We start from the raw sequence: 22629 nt of genomic DNA, 5'->3' as shown, positions 1-22629 counted from the left end.
AATGCGCTTTTTTACGTGCATATTGCTGTTTTATTCAAACTTCAACAATTATTCATAAACATAAGGGTAAAAATTGTCATAAACTATTACCTGGTTTTTTGGTATTCACGCCAAAAATGGAACACTCACCACGAAAGGAGACGGAATGCACCACGCCACACCGCTTATCACCACCATTGTTGGTGGACTTGTGCTCGCTTTTATTCTCGGCATGATTGCCAATAAGCTGCGTATTTCTCCTCTTGTCGGCTATCTGCTGGCAGGTGTGCTGGCGGGACCGTTTACGCCAGGTTTTGTTGCGGATACCAAACTGGCCCCTGAGCTGGCGGAATTGGGCGTGATTCTGCTGATGTTCGGCGTCGGCCTGCACTTCTCCCTGAAGGATTTGATGGCGGTAAAGTCGATTGCCATACCGGGAGCGATCGCCCAGATAGGGGTGGCGACGCTGCTTGGGATGGCGCTTTCGGCCGTGCTGGGCTGGTCGCTGATGACCGGTATCGTATTTGGGCTGTGTCTCTCAACCGCCAGTACCGTGGTGCTGCTGCGCGCGCTTGAGGAGAGACAGCTGATAGACAGCCAGCGCGGACAGATCGCGATAGGCTGGCTGATTGTGGAAGATCTGGTGATGGTCCTGACGCTGGTGCTGCTGCCCGCCGTCGCCGGCATGATGGAAAAAGACAATATCGGCTTCGCCTCGCTGGCGCTGGATATGAGCATCACCATCGGGAAGGTGGTGGCGTTTATCGCCATCATGATGCTGGTGGGTCGCCGTCTGGTGCCGTGGATCATGTCCCGCAGCGCGGCTACCGGATCCCGCGAGCTGTTTACCCTCTCCGTGCTGGCGCTGGCGCTCGGTATCGCCTTTGGCGCCGTTGAGCTGTTTGACGTCTCCTTCGCGCTGGGCGCGTTCTTTGCCGGGATGGTGCTGAACGAATCCGAGCTGAGCCACCGCGCCGCACACGACACCCTGCCGCTGCGCGACGCCTTTGCCGTGCTGTTCTTCGTCTCCGTCGGGATGCTGTTTGACCCGCTTATTCTGATCCAGCAGCCGCTGGCCGTACTGGGCACGCTGGCGATCATTATCTTTGGTAAGTCGCTCGCCGCCTTCTTCCTGGTGCGAATGTTCGGCCACTCTCCGCGGACGGCGCTGACCATTGCCGCCAGCCTTGCGCAGATTGGCGAGTTCGCCTTTATTCTGGCCGGTCTGGGCATGGCCCTGAACCTGCTGCCGCAGGCCGGACAAAACCTGGTGCTGGCGGGGGCGATCCTGTCAATTATGCTGAACCCGGTGCTGTTTGCCCTGCTGGAAAAATACCTCGATAAAACCGAAACGCTGGAAGAGCAGACGCTGGAAGAGGCCATCGAAGAAGAGAAGCAGATCCCGGTCGATATTTGCAATCACGCCCTGCTGGTCGGCTTTGGCCGCGTCGGCAGCCTGCTTGGCGAGAAGCTGATGGCGCAGGGCATTCCGCTGGTGGTAATTGAAACGTCACGCACCCGCGTTGACGAGCTGCGCGAGCGCGGTATTCGCGCGGTGCTGGGCAATGCGGCGAACGAAGAGATCATGGAGTTGGCGCATCTGGACTGCGCCCGCTGGCTGCTGCTGACCATTCCCAACGGCTATGAGGCGGGTGAGATTGTCGCCTCCGCGCGCGCGAAGTGTCCAAACATTGAGATTATCGCCCGGGCGCACTACGACGACGAGGTAGATTACATTACCGAGCGCGGTGCGGATAAGGTGGTGATGGGCGAGCGCGAGATTGCGAATACGATGCTGACGCTGCTGGAAAAACCGCCGGTTGAAGAGGCGGTGACGGGTTAAGTTTTGTGCGGCCTGATGCCCTCACCCTGGCCCTCTCCCACAGGGAGAGGGAACAAACACTAAAAACGGCAACCACAGGTTGCCGTTTTGCTTTTACCTGTCCCAGTACGCCTCTTCGAGGCTGTCTTCCCGTTCCGGCAGGCCACGCGTTAAGCGCGGTGAGTGCTGGTTCAGCACCTGATAGCTTACGCGGTTGGCGTACTTGCATACCTGCGCCAGCGACGAATAGGTCAGCCAGCTGAACTTGTGCTTGCTGGAATTTGGCACGTTGGTTTTGTGGTAGGCGTTAGCGGTGATGTCGTGCAGCAGCGCGGCCAGCGCGCCGTCGCCCGCGCCGTTGGTATTCATGATCTTCTCCGGCCCGCCCATATACGGGGCGATGTGCGAGTAGATACGCAGCGGATTAACACAGTCTTTAAAACGCATGCCGCGGCTGAACTCGTACTGGTTGAACTCGGCAATCGCGCCGGGCAGCAGCGGGTGCTGGGTTTTGCGTTTGCTCTCTTCTTCGGTGAAGCCAGCCATATACAGCCCAACCGGACCCGCGGTGCTGAGCACCAGATCCACCCAGTCCAGCGCTTTGTCAGACGCCAGCAGCGGATCGCTTTCACCGGTCAGCGCTTCGGCCTCCTCTTCGTTCATCGCCAGAATCGAGACGTGCTCTTTCAGGAACGCCTGCCACCATTCCGGGTTATCGGCAATCACGAATTTGGTGCCCAGCGTTAACACCACCGGCACATCGTACTTCTTCGCGTACTCAATCGCCTTCATGGTCGCTTCCGGCATCGGCTCGCCCGGCTTGCAGCGCACCAGGTAGGAGGTCAGCACCAGCGCCGAGGCGCCCGCGATCACCTCTTCGGGAATGCTGTCCGCGCGCAGCTTGTTCATGTGGCCCGGGCTGATGGCAAAGGTACGCTCGCCGGATTCACCGATCAGCGTAAAGCAGCGGCCAATCGGGCCGTCGACGCCCTGGAGATAGTTCAGATCGGTACGGCTGGAGGTGTTGCACAGGTAGCGATAGGCGTAGCCACCGATTTCAATGTTGCTGCACATTACGCCGAGCAGGACAGAGCGGTCGTCCGCCAGCACGGAGTAGTTGTGCATGGTGTTGCCGATGGTGCCGCCGGCGAACTGATGGGTAATCAGGTTTTCGCGCACCAGCTCCTGGTACAGCGCTTCGGCAACGTCATCTTCAATCACCAGCGAGTGACCGGCGCTCAGACCGTAACGGGCGACAAACGCATCATCCACTTTCGCTTCAATGTCCACCAGCGTCTGGTCGATACCGACGACCCACGCCGCGCTGGTTTCATTTTCTGGCTGGATTTGCTGCAGGAGCGGATCGCGGGCATCCACGGGGAAGTAGTGTTTGGATTTGCGTTTACCGGGAAATTTCATGGTCTGAACTGTACGAAGAATATGGGCCGGGAATGGTAGCACAAACCCGGCCCGGAGTGCGATCAGCGACCGTTCGTTACCAGCGAGACCATCATGTCGATATGCTCAGGGGAGTCGTTAAGCGCCGGAATGTACTCGTACTTTTCGCCGCCAGCCTCCAGGAAAAATTCCCGGTTTTGCACCGCGATCTCCTCCAGCGTCTCCAGACAGTCTGCCGAGAAGCCCGGCGACATCACCTGAATGTGCTTCACGCCCTTCTCACCCAGCATTTTGAGGGTTTCATCGGTGTATGGCGTCAGCCACGGCTCGCGGCCGAAGCGCGACTGGAAGGTCATCATCACCTTCTCCGGCGGCAGGCCGAGGGCGGAAACCAGCTCGCGGGTGGTATCGCGGCAGCGCTGCGGGTAATCATCCCCTTCATTGGCGAAACGCTGCGGGATGCCGTGATAGGAGAGCAGCAGCAGATCCGGCTCGCCGTGTTTTTCAAACGACGCGCGCGCGCTGTTGTCGAGCGCCTTGATGTACAGCTCGTTATCCGCGTAGTCGCGAATAAAGGTCACGCCCGGAATGCGGCGGCGGGTCGCCAGAATGCGCGCCAGCTCGTCCCAGACGGCGGCCACCGTCGAGCAGGAGTACTGCGGGTAGAGCGCCAGCACCACGATATGGTCCACGCCCTGCGCCAGCAGCGAGTCCACCGCGCTTTCCAGTGACGGTTTGCCGTAGCTCATGCCGAGCGCGACGGGCATCTCCGGCAGGCGGGCGGCCAGCGCCTTCTCCTGACGACGGCTGTAGACCATCAGCGGCGAGCCCTCTTCCATCCACACGGACTGATAGAGTTTGGCGACGCGCGGAGAACGGATCGGCAGAATGACGCCACGCAGCAGCGGCCACCACAGCAGTCGCGGAAAATCCACGACGCGCGTGTCGCTTAAAAATTGTCGCAGGTAGCGTTTTACCGCGTCTGATGTAGGTGCTTCTGGAGTGCCCAGATTGGCAAGCAGGATGCCGGTTTTCGCCTGACTCATTCACGCCTCTTAACCATTTGAATGGTTGTCAATTGTAGCGGAAATGCGTTTAAACGAAACCCATTGCTGTAATAGGTAAGATGAGAATTTTTCTCACCCGGTGGCCCGGGTGAGAGAGATGCGATTAGCCGAGGATTTTTTCCAGCTCAGCACGCACGTCAGCCACGGCTTTGGTGCCGTCAACTTTGGCGTATTTGGTGTTACCCGCCTGCGCTTCTTTGGTGTAGTAGCCGATCAGCGGCGCAGTCATCTGATGGTATTCCACCAGACGCTTACGCACGGTCTCTTCCTGATCGTCTTTACGGGTGGTCAGCTCTTCGCCGGTCACGTCGTCTTTGCCTTCAACCTTAGGTGGGTTGAATTTGATGTGGTAAACGCGGCCAGAGGCAGCGTGTACGCGACGGCCAACGATACGGTCAACGATCAGCTCGTCCGGTACGTCGAACTCCAGAACGTAGTCCACGTTGATGCCCGCTTCCTTCATGGCGTCAGCCTGAGGAATGGTACGTGGGAAGCCGTCCAGCAGGAAACCGTTACGGCAGTCTTCCTGAGCAATGCGCTCTTTGACCAGAGCAATTACCAGCTCGTCGGTCACCAGCTTGCCTGCGTCCATGATGTCTTTCGCCTGTTTACCCAGCTCGGAGCCAGATTTAACAGCGGCGCGCAGCATATCACCGGTGGAGATTTGCGGAATACCGTATTTCTCCATGATGAACTGAGCCTGAGTTCCTTTACCCGCGCCCGGAGCGCCAAGCAGAATAATACGCATTGCGAAAATCCCCTCAAAAGTCGTTTCAATTTTTCAAAAGCGCTAAACAATACCACCAGAACGGGCATCGCTCAAGGAAGGCAGGAAGGCTGAAACGGTTAATGGGGGGAGATAATTTGGGATAGTGCGGTCTGGTGCCCTCACACTGGCCCTCTCCCTCGGGGAGAGGGAGAAGACCAGGGGAGGCGTGGTCAGTTACGCCAGCAGCAGCGCATTCACACGTTTAATGAAGAGGTTAGGATCTTCCAGCGTGCCGCGTTCGGCCAGCAGGGACTGATCCAGCAGGAGTTCAACCCACTCGGCAAAGCGGGCGTCGTCCTGGGTATCCGCCGCGCGTTTCACCAGCGGGTGATCCGGATTAAGCTCAAAGATATATTTCACTTCCGGTACCGCCTGGCCCGCCGCGGCGAACAGCTTCGCCATCTGGGTGCTCATTTCGTCGGCATCGGTGGTGACAATGGCCGGAGTGTCGGTCAGACGATGCGTGAAGCGCACCTCTTTCACGCGGTCGCCCAGCAGGGTTTTCACGCGCTCAATGAACGGCTCCAGCGCCTTCTCGGCTTCTTTCGCATTTTCATCCACTTCATCTGCCAGCTTGTCGATGGACTCATCGGCTTTGGCAACGGACTGGAACGCCTTACCGTCGAACTCGGTCAGGTAGTTCATCATCCACTCGTCGATGCGGTCGGAAAGCAGCAGCACTTCGATGCCTTTCTTACGCAGCAGCTCCAGGTGCGGGCTGCTCTTCGCCGCGGCGTAGCTGTCGGCGGTGATGTAGTAGATCTTCTCCTGCCCTTCTTTCATGCGGGAGATGTACTCTTCCAGCGACACGGTCTGCGCGGAGGAGTCGGTGTGCGTAGAAGCAAAGCGCAGCAGTTTGGCGATGGTTTCAACGTTCGCCATGTCTTCAGCCGGGCCTTCTTTCAGCACCAGACCGAACTGTTTCCAGAAGGTCTGGTATTTTTCCGCATCATCTTTCGCCAGTTTTTCCAGCATCTGCAGCGCACGTTTGGTCAGGGCGTTGCGCAGGTTACGGGTGACGGTGCTGTCCTGCAGAATTTCGCGGGAGACGTTCAGCGGCAGATCGTTGGAATCGATCAGGCCGCGCACAAAGCGCAGATAGTTCGGCATGAACTGCTCGGCGTCGTCCATGATGAACACGCGCTGCACGTACAGCTTCAGGCCATGCTTGTGATCGCGGTTCCACATGTCCCACGGCGCCTGTGCCGGGATGTACAGCAGGCTGGTGTACTCCTGCTTACCTTCCACGCGGTTGTGGCTCCAGGTCAGCGGGTCGGTAAAGTCGTGGGCGATGTGCTTGTAGAATTCGTTGTACTCGTCGTCTTTAATCTCAGACTTGTTGCGCGTCCACAGCGCCTGCGCCTTGTTGATTTTCTCCCAGGAAACCACGGTTTCACCGTCTTTCTCTTCCTGTTTTTCAATCTCTACCGGCAGCGCGATGTGATCGGAGTACTTGCTGATGATGGAGCGCACGCGCCAGTCGTTCAGGAAATCATCTTCCCCTTCACGCAGGTGCAGGGTGATTTCGGTGCCGCGATCCGCTTTGGTGATGTCATCAACGGTGTATTCGCCTTCCCCTTTGGATTCCCACAGCACGCCGTTCTCGGCGCTGTCGCCCGCCGCGCGGGTGCGCACGGTGACTTTGTCCGCCACGATGAACGCCGAGTAGAAACCGACGCCGAACTGGCCGATCAGCTGGCTGTCTTTCGCCTGGTCAGAGCCCATGGACTCCAGGAACGCTTTGGTGCCTGATTTCGCGATGGTCCCGAGGTGGTCGATCACCTCGTCGCGGTTCATCCCGATGCCGTTATCGGCAATCGTCAGGGTGCGGTTCTCTTTATTAAACGAGACGCGCACGCGCAGCTCGCCGTCGCCTTCGTACAGATCCGGGTTAGACAGCGCGCGGAAGCGCAGCTTGTCCGCCGCATCCGAGGCGTTGGAAATCAGCTCACGCAGGAAAATTTCTTTGTTGGAATACAGGGAATGGATCATCAGGTGCAGAAGCTGTTTTACTTCTGACTGGAAACCACGGGTTTCTTGTCCTTTCATCTATGTCGACCTCAACAATGCCATTTAATGGGGTTTTAAAACGTTGAGGGAGAGATGGGGATACGGGGGGAAATTTTCAAGCGGAGGCGGCGCGCGCAGCCTCCGTTTGGTCAGAAAATAATCTTGTGACGTCCGGCCAGAGAGTGCGACAGCGTGGTGCCGTCGACCATCTCCAGCTCGCCGCCGACCGGCACGCCGTGGGCGATGCGGCTGGCGTCAACGCCATACTGCGAGCACAGTTCGGCGATGTAGTTGGCGGTTGCCTCCCCTTCCACCGTGGGGTTGGTGGCGAGGATCACCTCTTTGATGGTTTCGGACTCGAGACGCTGTTCAAGGCGGTCAAGACCGATATCGTCCGGGCCGATGCCGTCCAGCGGGGACAAATGCCCCATCAGCACGAAGTAGCGCCCGGAAAACTGCCCGGTTTGTTCGATGGCGTAGATGTCCGCCGGACTCTCCACCACGCAAATCTGGCCGTTTTCCTGACGACGCGGGTTCGTACAGATGTTACACACGTCCTGCTCGGTAAAGGTGCGGCAATCCGCACAGTGACCAATTTCTGACATGGCGCGGGTCAGAGCCTGCGCCAGGCGCATCCCGCCGCTGCGGTCGCGCTGCAATAGCGTAAACGCCATGCGCTGCGCCGACTTCGGGCCAACGCCCGGCAGACAGCGCAGTGCTTCCATTAACTGCGTGAGCAGCGGACTGGTTTGCATCAGAATGGCATCTTGAAGCCAGGCGGCAGCTGCATGCCGCTGGAAACGGAGGCCATTTTCTCTTTCTGGGTTTCGTCGATACGGCGAGCGGCATCGTTAAACGCGGCTGCAACCAGATCTTCCAGCATCTCTTTGTCGTCTTCGAGCAGGCTCGGGTCGATTTCCACGCGACGGCAGTTGTGCGCACCGTTGATGGTCACCTTGACCAGACCGGCACCGGACTCACCCGTGACTTCCAGCTGAGCGATCTCTTCCTGCATCTTCTGCATTTTTTCCTGCATCTGCTGAGCCTGCTTCATCAGGCCACCCAGACCGCCTTTTCCACCAAACATAGGCTTCTCTCTTCTTTCACGTTTAAGGATTACAACCGTAAGTCAGACTCACGATCAAATGGGGCGAATACTCTCTTCATCCAGATCGGCGTCGAAGAACCGGCGCAGGGTCTGAATGTTGTTATCCGCAATTATCGCCTCGCGCGCCTGCGCGAGCTTCTCTTCATAAATGGCCTGGCGCCACTCCAGCGGCGTTTTCACTGCCGGATTATCATCTTCAATGATAGTCAATTCAACCGGTGCACCCTGTAATGTGGCGAGCGCCTCGGCCAGCGCCTTTTGCGCGCCAGGGGAATTGAGGTGCCGCTGGCCCGGACGCAGGTGCAGACGCACCTGATTGCCGTCCTGCTCTTTCCAGGCGTTCAGCGCGACCTGCTCCACCAGCTTCGGCAGCTGGAGTTTGCTGACCTCTGCGGCCCAGGCGTCGCGCGCAATGGACTCTTCGGCAAGCTTCGCGGCCAGCTCCGGCGTTTTTTCATGCTCCAGCGCCTTTTTCAGCGCTTTCGGCGTGGCAACCTCTTCCTTCACCGTTTCGGTAATGGTGGTTGCCTTCCAGCGGTAAGCCTCTTCTTTCACCGGGGCTTTCTGCTCGAGCGCGGACGGTGCCGGACGCGACTGTACGCGCTCCGTTACCGAGGCCAGTCGTTCAAGCGCGGCGTTGTTCACCGGCCGCGCTCTTCCTGGCGCTGCCGGTTCACTCTTTTTTGGTTTGGTTACTCCCTGCGCACGCTGCAGCTGGCTGCGCGCGGCAAGCACCGAACTGGTGGCATCCGACAGCGGTACGTTCTGCTGCGGTGGCGGCGTCGGCTGCGGCGGCACCTGCTGCGGTGACATCACCGCCGTCGGCGCAACCGGGGCGAAAGACTGTCGGGGCACGTCCGGCTCCGGCAGCGGCATGCGCGGGTGGAACGCCAGCGCGCGCAGCAGCGTCATTTCAACGCCCATCCGCGGATCCGGCGCAAACGGTAGCTCTTTGCGACCAATCAACAGCGTCTGGTAATAAAGCTGCACGTCGGCAGGCGGCACGGTGCGGGCAAGCTCACGCATCCGCTGTTCAATGGCGGCCATATCCGCACCAATGGCGGAGGGAGAAAGCTGCAGCATTGCCACCCGGTGCAGCAGGCTGAGCATCTCAACCAGCAGCCCTTCCCACTCAATACCGCGGGCAGCGGCCGCGTTCACCAGCGACATCACGCGTTCGCCGTTAGCGGCAATCATCGCTTCGATAAGCGACAGCGCCTGATCGTCATCCAGCGTGCCGAGCATGGTGCTGACCGCCTCGGTGGAGAGTTTGCCGTCACCGCTGGCAATCGCCTGATCGGTCAGACTGAGCGCATCGCGCAGGCTGCCGTCCGCCGCGCGGGCCAGCAGCTGCAGGGCGCGCGGTTCGTGGACAATGTTCTCTTCATCGAGAATGTGCTCGAGCTGCGTACGGATCTGCTCGACGTCCAACGCCTTCAGGTGGAACTGCAGGCAGCGCGATAAAATCGTGACCGGCAGCTTTTGCGGATCGGTGGTCGCCAGCAGGAACTTCACGTGCGCGGGCGGCTCTTCCAACGTCTTCAGCAGGGCGTTGAAGCTGTGGCGCGAGAGCATGTGCACTTCATCGATCAGGTAGACCTTGAAGCGGCCGCGCGCCGGGGCGTACTGGACGTTGTCCAGCAGGTCGCGGGTATCTTCAACTTTGGTGCGCGAAGCGGCGTCGATCTCGATCAGATCGACAAAACGCCCCTGCTCGATCTCCCGGCAGTTATCACACACGCCGCACGGCGTGGCGGTGATCCCGGTTTCGCAGTTGAGACCTTTTGCCAGCAAACGGGCAATAGAGGTCTTACCGACGCCGCGGGTGCCGGAAAAAAGATAGGCGTGATGGATGCGACCTAGCGACAAGCCGTTCGCCAGGGCCGTCAGCACATGTTCCTGACCGACAACGTCAGCAAAGGTTTGTGGTCGCCATTTACGGGCTAACACCTGATAACTCATGGGCAGGCTCTGCAACGCTGGAAGGTGAATTTATGGAGGGGAATGCTATCACAACCTCACCCATTGAGCGAGGTTGTGAAAACCGGGATTAGTGACCCGGGAAAGGCACCAGGCTGTAGCTGGTAATGCCCTGTTTTTCCAGGCGCTGTTCACCGCCGAGATCGAACAGGTTGATGATGAAGGCCGCGTCGGTCACTTCCCCACCCAGACGGCGGATTAGCTTCACGGTCGCTTCAATGGTGCCGCCGGTTGCCAGCAGATCGTCGACCACCAGCACTTTGTCGCCAGGCTTGATCGCGTCAACGTGGATCTCCAGCTGATCGGTGCCGTACTCCAGCTCGTAGCTTTCTGCGATGGTTTCACGCGGCAGTTTGCGCGGCTTACGCACCGGCACAAAACCCACGCCCATTGCCAGCGCAACCGGTGCGCCAAACAGGAAGCCACGGGCTTCGGTACCTACTACTTTGGTGATCCCGGCGTTTTTGTAACGCTCGACCAGCAGTTCAATGCTGAGTGCGTACGCTTTCGGGTCTTCCAGCAAGCTGGTGACATCACGGAAAAGAATGCCAGGCTTTGGGTAGTCCTGGATGCTTTTGATGCTGTTTTTCAGATATTCAAGCTGCTGTGCAGTTGCGGTCATCGGTTTGTGCCTAAATGAAACAGTGTTACTCACAGCGCGCAACGAGTCGGCCAAGGCAACAATTGTTTAACCTTTGACCAGGCGCACCTGTGCTCGAAAACGGTCGAATTTACTGGCTGCGCGTGATAATTGCAACAGCCATGATGAGGCTTCAGTGCTTTTGTTGCTTTTCATCAACCACGGGGATCCGCCACATAAAGATAAGCAGGCAGGAGAGAATGATCAGCAGCAGGATCCGCACCCACATCATTTTCACCAGCCATAATGAAATGGCGAAGGTGATGAGGATCACCGCGATCGCGCGCGGCTTGGCGCCTGGCGGCATGGCACGGTGTTTTTGCCAGTGGCGTAAGTACCCGCCAAACCATGAGCGGTAGAGCAGCCAGTGGTGAAAACGCGGCGACGAGCGGGCGAAACACCAGGCCGCCAGCAGGATAAACGGCGTGGTCGGCAGCAGGGGTAATACTACACCCAGCGTGCCCAGCACTACCGCAAGCCAGCCAATGATGATTAAAATAGTACGCTGCATAATGCGAATCGTTATCAAACTGAACGGCTACTTTACCACTGGAGAGCGCCTTGAAAACAGCACTGCTTCTTGAGAGGCTGCAAAATCAGCTGATCGCTCTGCGGGCGCAGGCCACGCCGCTGATGGGGCACGCCACGCTGAAGCCGCGCTTTGACCGGCAGCTTTTTCGTACCCGCAGCACCGTCATTCAGGATTACCTGTCTGAAGCGCAGACGAACCTCGACGAGCTTCGCCATGCGGTTGAGAATGAACAACAGGAACAGGTGGCGTGGCTTGCAGAGCATCTCACCGAGCAGATCACCGCACTGCATCGCGAAATCGCCGCCTGGCCGCTGCGCGCCTGGGACAGCGCCTCGCCGGGGCTCGGCAAATGGCAGCGCAAGCGGCTCGAGAACCAGGAGTTTGAGCGCCGGCTGTTTGAGATGAAGCGTGAACGCGAGGTGCGTCTGAACAACAGCGAAACGCTGGAAGAGCAGCAGCTATTGATGCGCGAGATTAGCGCGCTGGAAGGACGCATCGTCCGCTGCCGTCAGGCGCTGGATGACATTGAACGCGTCATAGAACGTTTGACCCGTTAACAGGAGCCACACCCATGTCACTGGAAAATGCACCCGATGAGGTCAAGCTGGCCGTCGATTTGATTATGCTGCTGGAGAATCATGAGATCCCCGCCGAGACGGTGCTTAAGGCGCTGGAGATTGTGCGGCGGGATTTTGAGGGGAAACTTCCCCCTCACCCTGCCCTCTCCCCAGAGGGGAGAGGGAAAATAGATTAAGCCGGAGTCGGGTCATCACCCTTAATGTCGCGCTTCACTTCCGTATGCTCATCACCTTTCTCGTTACGCAGGTGAACCTCAAGCTGGTTAAAGGCGATATTAATATCGTTTTCACGGCACAGACGATCGATAGAGCGGTTAAGCTCATCCACCGTATAGCTGCGGTCACGCAGTTCACGCACGTATAAACGCAGCTCGTGATCCAGCGTACTCGGCCCAAAGGTGGTGAAGAAGACCGCCGGGGCCGGATCGTGCATCACTTTCGGATGTTCAGACGCCGCCTTCAGCAGCACCTCTTTCACCTTATCCAGATCCGATCCATAGGCCACGCCCAGGCGGATCACCACGCGCGTCACCGTATCGGAAAGCGACCAGTTGATCAGACGCTCGGTCACGAACGCTTTGTTCGGGATGATCACCTCTTTGCGATCGAAGTCGGTGATGGTGGTGGCACGAATGCGGATCTTGCTGACCGTTCCCGAGAACGTGCCGATGGTGACGGTATCGCCGATACGTACCGGACGTTCGAACAGGATGATCAGGCCGGACACAAAGTTACCGAAGATCTCCTGCAGGCCAAAACCAAGACCGACCGAGAGGGCCGCCGCCAGCCACTGCAGTTTATCCCACGAGACGCCAAGCGAGCCAAAGACCGTCATCGCTCCGACAATGATGATGACGTAGTTGAGGATCGTGGTAATGGCGTAGGACGCCCCCTGGCGAAGATTCAAACGTGACAGGAGCAGCACTTCGAGCAGGCCTGGCAGGTTGCGGATCAGCGCCCAGGCCACCACCGACGACACCAGCGCAAACAGCAGGCTGCCCATGGTCACGCTTTTCATGACCGCCGCGCCGGCTTCGGTTCCGTTGTATTGCCAGAGGGTAATACTGTCGAGATAGGCGAAAACGGTAATAAGATCGGACCAGATTGCCCAGAACATCACGGCAAACAGGGCGATCATCACCAGCATGGTGATGCGCAGCGTCTGCTGGTTAACCTGCTCCAGCGCGATGGTCGGCTCTTCCTGAGGCTCCGCGCCTTCGGCCCCCTCTTTCACCTGATGCTGACGACGCGCGATGGCACGGCGATAGGCGATGCGGCGGGCCGCCACGCTCAGGCCGCGCAGCACGGTCTGATAGAGCAGGTTCCAGACGATCACCAGATAGACCGTTTCAATCCAGCGCCCGGACAGGCGCAGCGTGGTATAGAAGTAGCCCGTCGCCGTCAGCACCATCAGCGCCAGCGGAATGATCGCCAGCACCGTCACGGTGGCCAGACGAATATTGTGGGACTCTTTATCACGCCAGCTGTCGCGACACATCGGCCACATCAGGATCGCAATCAGCAGCAGGTTCAGCAGGATGACCAGTTGGCCCAGCACGTCATCCATCAGATGCAGCGGGGAAAGCTCAGAGACAACCGACCAGAAGTGCAGCGGCAGGAGCGCCAGGCTGATGCGCACGATCTGACGACGCCAGTGGCTGGTCAGCTGCGCTGGCATGTTGAAATGACGCACCGCCACGCCGTCTTTTTCCAGTACCTTCCAGCACAGGCCAAACACCAGCCAGAACAGCGCCAGTTTTTTACTGAACGCCCACAGCAGATCGCTGACGTTGAGCTGCATAGTGAGCAGAATCAGACCCACGGCCAGAATAATCAGGCACACCGGCAGGGCGCGAATAAGGTCAATCAGAATCGCTTTTGGCGTATGGAGCTGGCTATCGTTGCGCAGCTGCCCTACTTCGGAGGCCAGCTTCGCCTGGTATTTTTTCAGCCAGCCCAGACGCCAGCGGATGAGACCGGCAATCAGCAGCAGCGGCAAACCGGCCAGAAAAGCAATCATTACCGCAGGCCAGGCTTTCTCCCAGTTTACGGTGATCTTCATGCTCTTAATCTGCGTTTTCAGCGTCTCAGGGAAGGATTTAACCCAGTCCCAGTCCATCGGCTTGTTGCTGTTTACCCAGAAAATCTGCTGGGTCAGGATCTCCTGCAGACTTTTCGAGACGCTCACCAGCTGCTGCTGGTTGATTTGCAGGTTAATGGCCATCATCAGCTGGTTACCCAGCTGTTTATTGAGCTGGTCCAGCAGCTCGCGACGCATATCCACGACCTGGAGCAGCGCGTCGTGCACTTCCGGGTTCACGTCGCTGGAATGTCCCTCTTCAATTTTGGCGACAAAGGTATCGCTCTGGAAAAGGGCATCGCGCTGTTGGTTGACGTCAAACTGCTCCAGACGTAAATCCGCAATGCGGTTGGTCATGTCCTCCAGCTCGTCGGCGGACGGAAGCGTCTGCTGCTGCTGGTAGAGAATACGCGACAGCAGGAGGCTGCCCTTCAGGACCGCGATCTGCTCTTTGATGTTGCGTTCCGCCTGCAGGGCGCGATCCAGCCAGTTTTTGACCTTGATATTTTGCTGAACCAGCGAGTTGCCGTTTTCCGTCGCCAGTATCAGGCGCTGGCTGAGCTGATGGTTAGCCTCAAGCTCCTGTTTTACCAGCGGGTTGGCCTGAATACGGGCGGTTTCGTCAGGGGATACGGCCTCCTGGGCGGTTTTTTCCGTCAGGGTCAGGCGTTTGCTGTTAACCGCCTCCTGCAAAAGCTGAAGCTGATGCTCCAGACGATTAATGTTCGCGGTGACGTAATCACGCTGTTTCTGCAGAGTGTCCTGCAGCACCGTATTCCCTTCCAGGCTTTTACGCTGCTGTTCGATCTGCGCATTGAGCAACGACTGCTGAACCAGCAGCAAGGTTTGCTGCGTCGGGCGCAGCGTGCCTTCGCCCACCGTCGTGCCGTTCAGGCGGTTGCGGATCTGCTGCAGCTGCTGAGACGCGGTATACATCGCATTTTGCACGCGCTCGGGCTGGGTTTGCAGGGAGACAAGCTGGCTGTTGTAGGTCGCGAGATCGGACTGCGCGGTTTGCAGATCGTCGAGCAACTGGGCGACGCGCGATTCCAGCTGGCGTAAGGAGAGCGTGGCGAGCGTTTTGCGCGTTTCGTTGTCGTTATCAACGTCACTCAGGGCATTCAGCGACTCCGTCGCTTTGCGCATGTTTTCAGGGGCCTGCGCCACCTTCTGACGAAGCTGGGCGGTTTCAGCCTTAACGCGTTCAATTTTATCCAGCGTTTCCAGCGTTTCCGTCAGGTCCTGCTGCGTCAGTTTTTCCTGAGGAGAGAGTTCTTTTTGTTTGTTCAGCGTGTCGAGCTGCGACTGAACATCAGCACGGGTGGGAATATCGTTGCTGTTATCGGCGCGGGCCCAGGTCAGCGGCGCCGTGGCGAAGAAAAACAGCATCGCAAAGAGCAATGCAAAAACAGGATGTTGCGAGCGATTGATGGGCAGCATAGTTGTGAATGATGTCAGAAGATGACCGAAAATAGTCCGGCGTGAAGAATATCACGCTCGTCAGATGCAGAATAGCGCGAACGTAAGCCTCTGAGATAAATCCTGGAAAGGGGTCAGGCCGTTAGCGAAGGCGCGTCGCTGCGCAGCGTCGGGCTAAGCTGTAGCATTTCCAGTAAAATCGCCACGTAGCTGCGAGCTTCCGCTTTAAGATCAAACGATTGCGGTGCAAAAAGCCAGTTTTCCATCAGACCAGAAATGTAGCTGCGCATCAGAATCGCCGCCCGACGGGTCAACAGATTGGCAGGTAGCAGTTTTGCCTCCATACAGAGGTTCAGGTTGTGCTCAATACGGTCATAGCTTTCCAGACTGAGGCTTCGTTGCGCCTGCTGCACGACCGCCATCTCGCCCACGAACTCGCATTTATGAAAAATAATCTCCATCATTAATCTGCGACGTTCTTCAACTACCGTTGCTTCAAGGATATATACTAATATTTCTCTCAATACTGAGAGTGGATCGTCTGGGAATTTTGCCCGATACTCACTCTCGAGATCGCTAATGCTGGACTCTGAAAGCTCCCAGATTTCACTGAACAGATCTGACTTGTTTTTAAAATGCCAGTAAATCGCTCCTCGCGTCACACCGGCGGCCTGAGCAATTTGCGCCAGCGAGGTTGCTGAAACACCTTGCTGCGAGAACAAACGTATCGCCACATCCAGAATATGTTGTCGGGTTTCCAGCGCTTGTTGTTTAGTTTTTCGTGCCATAGGTGAGTGAATTTACAGGAGTCAGATTTACATACATTTGTGAATGTATGTACCATAGCATGACGATAATATAAACGCAGCAATGGGTTTTAGACTCAGGACCCTTGATCAATTTGAAATCGGACACTCGAGGTTTACATATGAACAAAAACAGAGGGTTAACGCCTCTGGCGGTCGTTCTGATGCTTTCAGGCAGCTTAGCGCTAACAGGATGTGACGACAAACCGGCTCAACAAGGAGCTCAGCAGGCGCCAGAAGTAGGCGTTGTGACGCTCAAATCTGAACCTCTACAAATCACCACCGAATTACCCGGCCGTACAAATGCTTACCGCATTGCGGAAGTGCGTCCTCAGGTTAGCGGCATTATCCTGAAACGCAACTTCACCGAAGGCGGTGATGTGCAGGCCGGTGAGTCTCTGTATCAGATTGATCCCGCAACCTATCAGGCGTCTTATGAAAGCGCGAAAGGCGATCTGGCTAAAGCACAGGCCGCGGCTAAAATTGCCCAGCTGACGCTGAACCGCTATCAAAAACTGCTCGGTACCAAGTACATCAGTCAGCAGGATTACGATACCGCCCTGGCGGATGCCCAGCAGGCTAACGCCGCCGTGGTGGCAGCCAAAGCGGCCGTCGAAACCGCGCGCATTAACCTGGCCTATACCAAAGTGACCTCGCCTATCAGCGGTCGTATTGGTAAATCTTCCGTCACGGAAGGGGCTCTGGTGCAGAACGGTCAGACCACTGCGCTGGCGACCGTGCAGCAGCTCGATCCGATCTACGTTGACGTCACGCAGTCCAGCAATGATTTCCTGCGCCTGAAACAGGAGTTGGCTAACGGCACCCTGAAACAGGAAAACGGCAAAGCCAAAGTGGAGCTGATTACCAACGACGGTATCAAGTTCCCGCAGGAAGGGACGCTGGAATTCTCTGACGTGACGGTCGACCAGACCACCGGTTCCATCACCTTACGTGCGATTTTCCCGAACCCTGACAAAAATCTGCTGCCAGGTATGTTCGTTCGCGCACGTCTGGAAGAAGGAACGAATCCAACCGCCCTTCTGGTTCCACAGCAGGGCGTGACCCGTACGCCACGCGGCGATGCGAGCGCACTGGTTGTTGGGGCTGATAACAAAGTCGAAATGCGCAACATCACCGCCACCCAGGCGATTGGGGATAAATGGCTGGTGACGGAAGGTCTGAAAGATGGCGATCGCGTGATTGTTACTGGTTTGCAAAAAGTTCGTCCTGGCGCGCAGGTTAAAGCACAGGAAGTGAAATCTGACGATAAACAACAAGCTTCGGCCGCTGGCCAGTCAGAACAAACCAAGTCTTAACTTAAACAGGAGCCGTTAAGACATGCCTAATTTCTTTATCGATCGCCCCATATTTGCGTGGGTGATCGCCATTATCATCATGCTGGCCGGGGGACTTGCGATCCTGAAGCTGCCTGTCGCGCAATATCCAACGATTGCGCCACCGGCGGTGACGATTTCCGCGACCTACCCAGGGGCTGATGCAAAAACGGTGCAGGACACCGTCACTCAGGTTATCGAACAGAACATGAACGGTATCGATAACCTGATGTACATGTCCTCAAACAGTGACTCTACCGGTACAGTTCAGATCACCCTGACCTTCGAGTCAGGTACGGATGCTGACATTGCGCAGGTTCAGGTGCAGAACAAACTGCAGCTGGCGATGCCGCTGCTGCCGCAGGAAGTACAACAGCAGGGCGTGAGCGTCGAGAAATCGTCCAGTAGCTTCCTGATGGTTGTCGGCGTTATCAACACCAACGGCACCATGACGCAGGAGGATATTTCCGACTACGTGGGCGCCAACATGAAGGACGCCATCAGCCGTACGTCCGGTGTGGGTGACGTGCAGCTGTTCGGTTCTCAGTACGCAATGCGTATCTGGATGGATCCGAACAAGCTGAACAACTTCCAGCTGACGCCGGTTGACGTGATTAACGCCATTAAAGCGCAGAACGCCCAGGTGGCAGCCGGTCAGCTAGGCGGTACGCCGCCGGTGAAGGGCCAGCAGCTTAACGCCTCGATCATCGCGCAAACCCGTCTGACCTCCGCGGATGAGTTCAGCAAAATTCTGCTGAAAGTGAATCAGGACGGCTCGCAGGTTCGCCTGCGCGACGTGGCGAAAGTCGAGCTGGGCGGTGAGAACTACGACATCATCGCGAAGTTCAACGGTAAACCGGCTTCTGGTCTGGGTATCAAACTGGCGACAGGCGCGAACGCCCTGGATACCGCCACGGCGATTCGTGCAGAACTGAAGAAAATGGAACCGTACTTCCCGTCAGGCCTGAAGATCGTTTATCCGTACGACACCACGCCATTCGTTAAAATTTCGATTCACGAAGTGGTTAAAACGCTGGCAGAAGCGATCATCCTGGTGTTCCTGGTCATGTATCTGTTCCTGCAAAACTTCCGCGCGACGCTGATCCCAACCATCGCCGTTCCGGTCGTTCTGCTAGGGACCTTTGCTATCCTCGCGGCCTTTGGCTTCTCGATAAACACCCTGACGATGTTCGGGATGGTGCTTGCCATCGGCCTGCTGGTGGATGACGCCATCGTCGTGGTAGAGAACGTCGAGCGCGTGATGGCGGAAGAAGGTCTGCCGCCGAAGGAAGCGACCCGTAAATCAATGGGCCAGATCCAGGGCGCGCTGGTTGGTATCGCGATGGTACTGTCTGCGGTATTTATCCCGATGGCCTTCTTCGGCGGCTCTACCGGTGCGATTTACCGTCAGTTCTCGATCACCATCGTTTCCGCGATGGCGCTGTCGGTACTGGTCGCATTGATCCTGACGCCTGCGCTGTGTGCCACCATGCTGAAGCCGATTCAGAAAGGCGGTCATGGCGAGCATAAAGGGTTCTTCGGCTGGTTTAACCGCATGTTTGATAAGAGCACGCATCACTACACCGACAGCGTGGGCAACATCCTGCGCAGCACCGGTCGTTACCTGCTGCTCTATATCATCATCGTGGCGGGGATGGCGATTCTGTTCGTTCGTCTGCCAAGCTCGTTCCTGCCGGATGAAGACCAGGGCGTGTTCCTGACGATGGCACAGCTTCCTGCGGGTGCGTCGCAAGAGCGTACCCAGAAAGTGCTGGACGAAGTGACGGACTACTACCTCACCAAAGAGAAAGACAACGTTGAATCCGTGTTTGCGGTTAACGGCTTTGGCTTTGCGGGTCGTGGTCAGAACACCGGTATCGCCTTCGTTTCTCTGAAAGACTGGTCTGAACGTCCGGGCAAAGAGAACAAGGTTGAAGCCATTACCGGCCGTGCGATGGGCACCTTCTCGCAGATTAAAGATGCGATGGTGTTCGCCTTCAACCTGCCGGCGATTGTTGAACTGGGTACCGCGACCGGCTTCGACTTCCAGCTGATTGACCAGGGCGGTCTGGGTCACGAAAAACTGACGCAGGCGCGTAACCAGCTGTTTGGCGAAGTGGCTAAGCACCCTGACCTGCTGGTCGGCGTGCGTCCAAACGGCCTGGAAGATACGCCGCAGTACAAAATCGACATCGACCAGGAGAAAGCTCAGGCGCTGGGCGTGTCCATCAGTGACATCAATACCACGCTGGGCGCCGCCTGGGGCGGTAGCTACGTTAACGACTTCATCGACCGCGGTCGCGTGAAGAAAGTGTACGTGATGTCCGAGGCGCAGTACCGTATGTTGCCAAACGATATCAACAGCTGGTTCGTGCGCGGCAGCAATGGTCAGATGGTACCGTTCTCGGCATTCTCAACGTCACGCTGGGAATACGGTTCGCCGCGTCTGGAACGCTATAACGGTCTGCCATCAATGGAGATCCTGGGTCAGGCTGCGCCGGGCCGAAGCACCGGTGAAGCCATGAACCTGATGGAAGAGCTGGCGAGCAAACTGCCTTCGGGTGTTGGCTACGACTGGACCGGGATGTCCTATCAGGAACGTCTGTCCGGTAACCAGGCCCCTGCCCTGTACGCGATTTCACTGATCGTCGTCTTCCTGTGTCTGGCAGCGCTGTACGAGAGCTGGTCAATTCCGTTCTCCGTTATGCTGGTGGTACCGCTCGGGGTTATCGGTGCGCTGCTTGCGGCAACGTTCCGCGGACTGACCAACGACGTGTACTTCCAGGTAGGCCTGCTGACAACCATTGGCTTGTCGGCGAAGAACGCGATACTTATCGTTGAATTCGCCAAAGATCTGATGGAGAAAGAAGGCAAAGGTCTTATTGAGGCGACGCTTGAGGCTGTTCGTATGCGTCTGCGCCCAATCCTGATGACGTCACTGGCGTTTATCCTCGGCGTACTGCCGCTGGTTATCAGCTCCGGTGCGGGCTCCGGTGCGCAGAACGCGGTCGGTACGGGCGTTATGGGGGGTATGATCACCGCAACCGTACTCGCTATCTTCTTCGTACCGGTGTTCTTCGTGGTGGTTCGCCGCCGCTTCAGCCGTAAGAATGAAGATGTTGAACACGCGCATTCGGTAGAACCTCACTGATACCGGTTTCACATGATAAAAAGGCCGCATTAGCGGCCTTTTTCATTTTCAGAAAAAATCATAAATTACGCTTATTGTGATTCAATTTATTTTCTGCCATCTTAATTAGACATATCATAATTAACTGATAACTTAATCGGTGAATTCAGGATTTTTTTAATTTCATTTCCTCGCTTAAGCTATTAGGAATATTCCTAATAAGAAGTTCTGACAACGTGAAGTTCGAATCTGAACTTTTCTCGCCATTTTTGCTAAGCCAATGAAACGTAAGGAAGCGATAAAACAGCGCGTTAATTTGGATAAAAAAGGGGTGTCCAGGGTGGAACATTGCGTACATGCTCGCAGTCTACGGTTTTATTTGTAATTTTTCGTAATAGCGCGATGAAATCCAGGAAGGAGTGGCTTATAGTTAGGTTATCAGGAACACAGCACTCATGTAGCTAAGTCAGTTGTATCCATCCCGACAATGATGTTCGGTGAGTAAGAAATCACTCAGAAGGGGATGCGCTATGGACGAGTACTCGCCAAAAAGGCATGATATCGCGCAGTTGAAATTTCTCTGCGAATCCTTGTACCATGACTGCCTTGCCAACCTTGATGAAAGCAACCATGGCTGGGTAAACGACCCAACGTCTGCCATCAATTTACAGTTGAATGAGCTGATAGAGCATATCGCAACCTTCGCACTTAATTATAAAATTAAGTACAATGAAGATAATAAGCTCATTGAGCAAATTGATGAATACCTGGACGACACCTTTATGTTGTTCAGTAGTTACGGCATTAACGCCCAGGATTTGCAAAAATGGCGTAAATCGGGAAACCGGCTATTCCGCTGTTTCGTCAACGTGAGCAGAGCTAACCCGGTTAGCCTTTCCTGTTAAAATTATTACAATTACTAAGGTGAATTTATGTCTGATAAACCACTCACTAAAATCGATTATTTGATGCGCTTACGACGTTGTCAGTCAATTGACACCCTCGAACGCGTGATTGAAAAGAATAAATACGAGCTTTCTGATAATGAACTGGCCGTATTTTATTCAGCCGCTGACCATCGTCTTGCTGAGCTGACCATGAATAAGTTGTATGACAAAATCCCTACTTCTGTATGGAAATTTGTCCGTTAATCTTTGAAGGGTGTCTGTAGAGTTCTACGCCACGTTCTGAGTTTTTTACCTATCCCGTTATGTTCCCTGTGCCCAGGCCAGGTCTCCGTGTAAAACGTGTTCATCAGCAACAATGTTGTGACGACAGTCACATCGGCTTTTCGGGAACGTTCCCCTCTCAACCTGTTCCGATTACCCTGCGGTAATCATTTCCAGAGAGGTTTCCTATGAGCGTAGAAAAACAGAAGATGATTGCCGGTGAACATTATCGCCCCGGCGATGAGACGTTACGGGCCGACCGACTGCGGGCCCGCCATCTGGTTTACCGCTATAACCACACCGCGCCCGATGAAAAGACAGAACGCCAGAATATCCTGGCGGAACTTCTGGGGCAAAGCGAAGGCGCTTATATAGAACCGAGCTTCCGCTGCGACTACGGATACAATATTTATCTTGGCAAAAACTTTTACGCGAACTTCGACTGCGTGATGCTGGATGTCTGCCCTGTTCGCATCGGCGATAACTGTATGCTCGCGCCGGGTGTGCACATTTATACGGCCACCCACCCGCTGGATGCAGAGGAACGGAACAGCGGCGTGGAGTTTGGGAAACCGGTCAACATTGGGAATAATGTCTGGATTGGTGGCCGGGCGGTCATTAACCCTGGCGTCACGATCGGTGATAATGTGGTGGTGGCCTCCGGCGCCGTGGTGACAAAAGACGTCCCGGCTAACGTCGTCGTGGGCGGCAATCCGGCAAAAATCATCAAAACTTTATAAGGGCGCGGGGAGCCAACTGTTATGGTCTTTTAGCGCCTGACTGTTACTTTTTTCAACCCGATGGCTCC

General features: G+C 56.3%; 19 protein-coding genes and 1 other annotated feature. Of the genes, 8 read left to right on the top strand and 11 right to left on the bottom strand.

All coding sequences use genetic code 11. The features are described 5' to 3' along the window. The first annotated feature begins 145 nt into the window (after positions 1-145). Positions 146-1822 carry a YbaL family putative K(+) efflux transporter gene (gene ybaL, locus PI91_RS07975; protein ID WP_008499303.1) on the top strand — a complete coding sequence of 559 codons (1677 nt, stop codon included), beginning with the start codon at positions 146-148 and terminating at the stop codon, positions 1820-1822. A 93-nt stretch (positions 1823-1915) separates the two neighbouring features. On the opposite strand, the gene PI91_RS07970 is transcribed toward ybaL, so the two are convergent. From PI91_RS07970 to PI91_RS07930, 9 genes are all read right to left on the bottom strand, one after another. Beyond that, positions 1916-3220 carry an inosine/guanosine kinase gene (locus PI91_RS07970; RefSeq protein ID WP_039265862.1) on the bottom strand — a complete coding sequence of 435 codons (1305 nt, stop codon included), beginning with the start codon at positions 3218-3220 and terminating at the stop codon, positions 1916-1918. 62 nt (positions 3221-3282) lie between these two features. After that, a complete protein-coding gene (gene hemH / locus PI91_RS07965; protein WP_039265860.1) occupies positions 3283-4245 on the bottom strand; it encodes a ferrochelatase in 963 nt (320 codons plus the stop codon). 124 nt (positions 4246-4369) lie between these two features. Then, the gene (gene adk, locus PI91_RS07960) at positions 4370-5014 is read right to left on the bottom strand and encodes an adenylate kinase (RefSeq protein WP_006809841.1); all 645 of its coding nucleotides are present in this window, start codon (positions 5012-5014) and stop codon (positions 4370-4372) included. A 195-nt stretch (positions 5015-5209) separates the two neighbouring features. Then, a complete protein-coding gene (htpG, locus tag PI91_RS07955; protein WP_021241627.1) occupies positions 5210-7084 on the bottom strand; it encodes a molecular chaperone HtpG in 1875 nt (624 codons plus the stop codon). A 110-nt stretch (positions 7085-7194) separates the two neighbouring features. Then, on the bottom strand, positions 7195-7800 hold the full coding sequence (gene recR, locus PI91_RS07950) for a recombination mediator RecR (RefSeq protein WP_008499298.1): 606 nt from the start codon (positions 7798-7800) through the stop codon (positions 7195-7197). Then, complete coding sequence (locus PI91_RS07945) at positions 7800-8132, bottom strand: YbaB/EbfC family nucleoid-associated protein (RefSeq protein WP_003858972.1); 333 nt, start codon at positions 8130-8132, stop codon at positions 7800-7802. The genes recR and PI91_RS07945 overlap by 1 nt, the downstream gene beginning before the upstream one ends. 54 nt (positions 8133-8186) lie before the next feature. Further along, entirely contained in the window at positions 8187-10115 is a 1929-nt protein-coding gene (gene dnaX / locus PI91_RS07940; RefSeq protein WP_039265858.1) for a DNA polymerase III subunit gamma/tau, read from the bottom strand. Beyond that, positions 8793-8857, bottom strand: a sequence feature (DnaX frameshifting element). (Overlaps the previous gene by 65 nt.) A gap of 88 nt (positions 10116-10203) precedes the next feature. Next, positions 10204-10755, bottom strand: coding sequence for an adenine phosphoribosyltransferase (gene apt / locus PI91_RS07935; protein ID WP_000127359.1), 552 nt, complete (start codon positions 10753-10755; stop codon positions 10204-10206). A 151-nt stretch (positions 10756-10906) separates the two neighbouring features. After that, positions 10907-11284, bottom strand: coding sequence for a DUF454 family protein (locus PI91_RS07930; protein ID WP_008499296.1), 378 nt, complete (start codon positions 11282-11284; stop codon positions 10907-10909). Positions 11285-11334: 50 nt separating this feature from the next. Here PI91_RS07930 and priC point away from each other — a divergent pair, with 50 nt between their 5' ends. Both priC and rsmS read left to right on the top strand, forming a co-directional pair. Next, positions 11335-11862: a primosomal replication protein N'' gene (priC, locus tag PI91_RS07925; RefSeq protein ID WP_021241631.1), complete on the top strand. Its 528-nt coding sequence runs from the start codon at positions 11335-11337 to the stop codon at positions 11860-11862. Between the two features lie 14 nt (positions 11863-11876). Then, positions 11877-12059 (top strand): pleiotropic regulatory protein RsmS, encoded by a 183-nt coding sequence (gene rsmS / locus PI91_RS07920; protein ID WP_008499294.1) that lies wholly within the window; start codon positions 11877-11879, stop codon positions 12057-12059. On the opposite strand, the gene mscK is transcribed toward rsmS, so the two are convergent. Then, entirely contained in the window at positions 12056-15403 is a 3348-nt protein-coding gene (mscK, locus tag PI91_RS07915) for a mechanosensitive channel MscK (RefSeq protein WP_023293140.1), read from the bottom strand. The two genes, rsmS and mscK, sit on opposite strands and share 4 nt — an antisense overlap. Positions 15404-15516: 113 nt before the next feature. Beyond that, the gene (gene acrR, locus PI91_RS07910; RefSeq protein ID WP_008499291.1) at positions 15517-16170 is read right to left on the bottom strand and encodes a multidrug efflux transporter transcriptional repressor AcrR; all 654 of its coding nucleotides are present in this window, start codon (positions 16168-16170) and stop codon (positions 15517-15519) included. A 140-nt stretch (positions 16171-16310) separates the two neighbouring features. On the opposite strand from acrR, the gene acrA reads away from it, so the two are divergent. The 5 genes from acrA to maa all read left to right on the top strand — a co-directional run bounded on the left by acrA (position 16311) and on the right by maa (position 22561). Next, a complete protein-coding gene (gene acrA / locus PI91_RS07905; RefSeq protein ID WP_021241633.1) occupies positions 16311-17504 on the top strand; it encodes a multidrug efflux RND transporter periplasmic adaptor subunit AcrA in 1194 nt (397 codons plus the stop codon). Positions 17505-17526: 22 nt separating this feature from the next. Continuing rightward, positions 17527-20673 carry a multidrug efflux RND transporter permease subunit AcrB gene (gene acrB / locus PI91_RS07900; RefSeq protein WP_008499289.1) on the top strand — a complete coding sequence of 1049 codons (3147 nt, stop codon included), beginning with the start codon at positions 17527-17529 and terminating at the stop codon, positions 20671-20673. Positions 20674-21182: 509 nt separating this feature from the next. Then, positions 21183-21557: an Hha toxicity modulator TomB gene (gene tomB, locus PI91_RS07895; protein ID WP_008499288.1), complete on the top strand. Its 375-nt coding sequence runs from the start codon at positions 21183-21185 to the stop codon at positions 21555-21557. Positions 21558-21584: 27 nt separating this feature from the next. Next, positions 21585-21803, top strand: coding sequence for an HHA domain-containing protein (locus tag PI91_RS07890; protein WP_008499287.1), 219 nt, complete (start codon positions 21585-21587; stop codon positions 21801-21803). A gap of 206 nt (positions 21804-22009) precedes the next feature. Further along, positions 22010-22561 carry a maltose O-acetyltransferase gene (maa, locus tag PI91_RS07885; protein WP_008499286.1) on the top strand — a complete coding sequence of 184 codons (552 nt, stop codon included), beginning with the start codon at positions 22010-22012 and terminating at the stop codon, positions 22559-22561. The last annotated feature ends 68 nt before the right edge of the window (positions 22562-22629 follow it).

The organism is Enterobacter sp. FB, assembly GCF_000805795.1.
Taxonomy (GTDB): Bacteria; Pseudomonadota; Gammaproteobacteria; order Enterobacterales; family Enterobacteriaceae; genus Enterobacter; species Enterobacter roggenkampii.
Note: the sequence above shows the minus strand (reverse complement) of the source record. Positions and strands in the feature narration are given on the sequence as shown.

Excerpts from the sequence above, each read along its gene's own strand:
- ybaL (WP_008499303.1), top strand. The coding sequence starts at position 146 with ATGCACCACGCCACACCGCTTATCACCACCATTGTTGGTGGACTTGTG.
- PI91_RS07970 (WP_039265862.1), bottom strand. The coding sequence starts at position 3,220 with ATGAAATTTCCCGGTAAACGCAAATCCAAACACTACTTCCCCGTGGAT.
- hemH (WP_039265860.1), bottom strand. The coding sequence starts at position 4,245 with ATGAGTCAGGCGAAAACCGGCATCCTGCTTGCCAATCTGGGCACTCCA.
- adk (WP_006809841.1), bottom strand. The coding sequence starts at position 5,014 with ATGCGTATTATTCTGCTTGGCGCTCCGGGCGCGGGTAAAGGAACTCAG.
- htpG (WP_021241627.1), bottom strand. The coding sequence starts at position 7,084 with ATGAAAGGACAAGAAACCCGTGGTTTCCAGTCAGAAGTAAAACAGCTT.
- recR (WP_008499298.1), bottom strand. The coding sequence starts at position 7,800 with ATGCAAACCAGTCCGCTGCTCACGCAGTTAATGGAAGCACTGCGCTGT.
- PI91_RS07945 (WP_003858972.1), bottom strand. The coding sequence starts at position 8,132 with ATGTTTGGTGGAAAAGGCGGTCTGGGTGGCCTGATGAAGCAGGCTCAG.
- dnaX (WP_039265858.1), bottom strand. The coding sequence starts at position 10,115 with ATGAGTTATCAGGTGTTAGCCCGTAAATGGCGACCACAAACCTTTGCT.
- apt (WP_000127359.1), bottom strand. The coding sequence starts at position 10,755 with ATGACCGCAACTGCACAGCAGCTTGAATATCTGAAAAACAGCATCAAA.
- PI91_RS07930 (WP_008499296.1), bottom strand. The coding sequence starts at position 11,284 with ATGCAGCGTACTATTTTAATCATCATTGGCTGGCTTGCGGTAGTGCTG.
- rsmS (WP_008499294.1), top strand. The coding sequence starts at position 11,877 with ATGTCACTGGAAAATGCACCCGATGAGGTCAAGCTGGCCGTCGATTTG.
- mscK (WP_023293140.1), bottom strand. The coding sequence starts at position 15,403 with ATGCTGCCCATCAATCGCTCGCAACATCCTGTTTTTGCATTGCTCTTT.
- acrR (WP_008499291.1), bottom strand. The coding sequence starts at position 16,170 with ATGGCACGAAAAACTAAACAACAAGCGCTGGAAACCCGACAACATATT.
- acrA (WP_021241633.1), top strand. The coding sequence starts at position 16,311 with ATGAACAAAAACAGAGGGTTAACGCCTCTGGCGGTCGTTCTGATGCTT.
- acrB (WP_008499289.1), top strand. The coding sequence starts at position 17,527 with ATGCCTAATTTCTTTATCGATCGCCCCATATTTGCGTGGGTGATCGCC.
- tomB (WP_008499288.1), top strand. The coding sequence starts at position 21,183 with ATGGACGAGTACTCGCCAAAAAGGCATGATATCGCGCAGTTGAAATTT.
- PI91_RS07890 (WP_008499287.1), top strand. The coding sequence starts at position 21,585 with ATGTCTGATAAACCACTCACTAAAATCGATTATTTGATGCGCTTACGA.
- maa (WP_008499286.1), top strand. The coding sequence starts at position 22,010 with ATGAGCGTAGAAAAACAGAAGATGATTGCCGGTGAACATTATCGCCCC.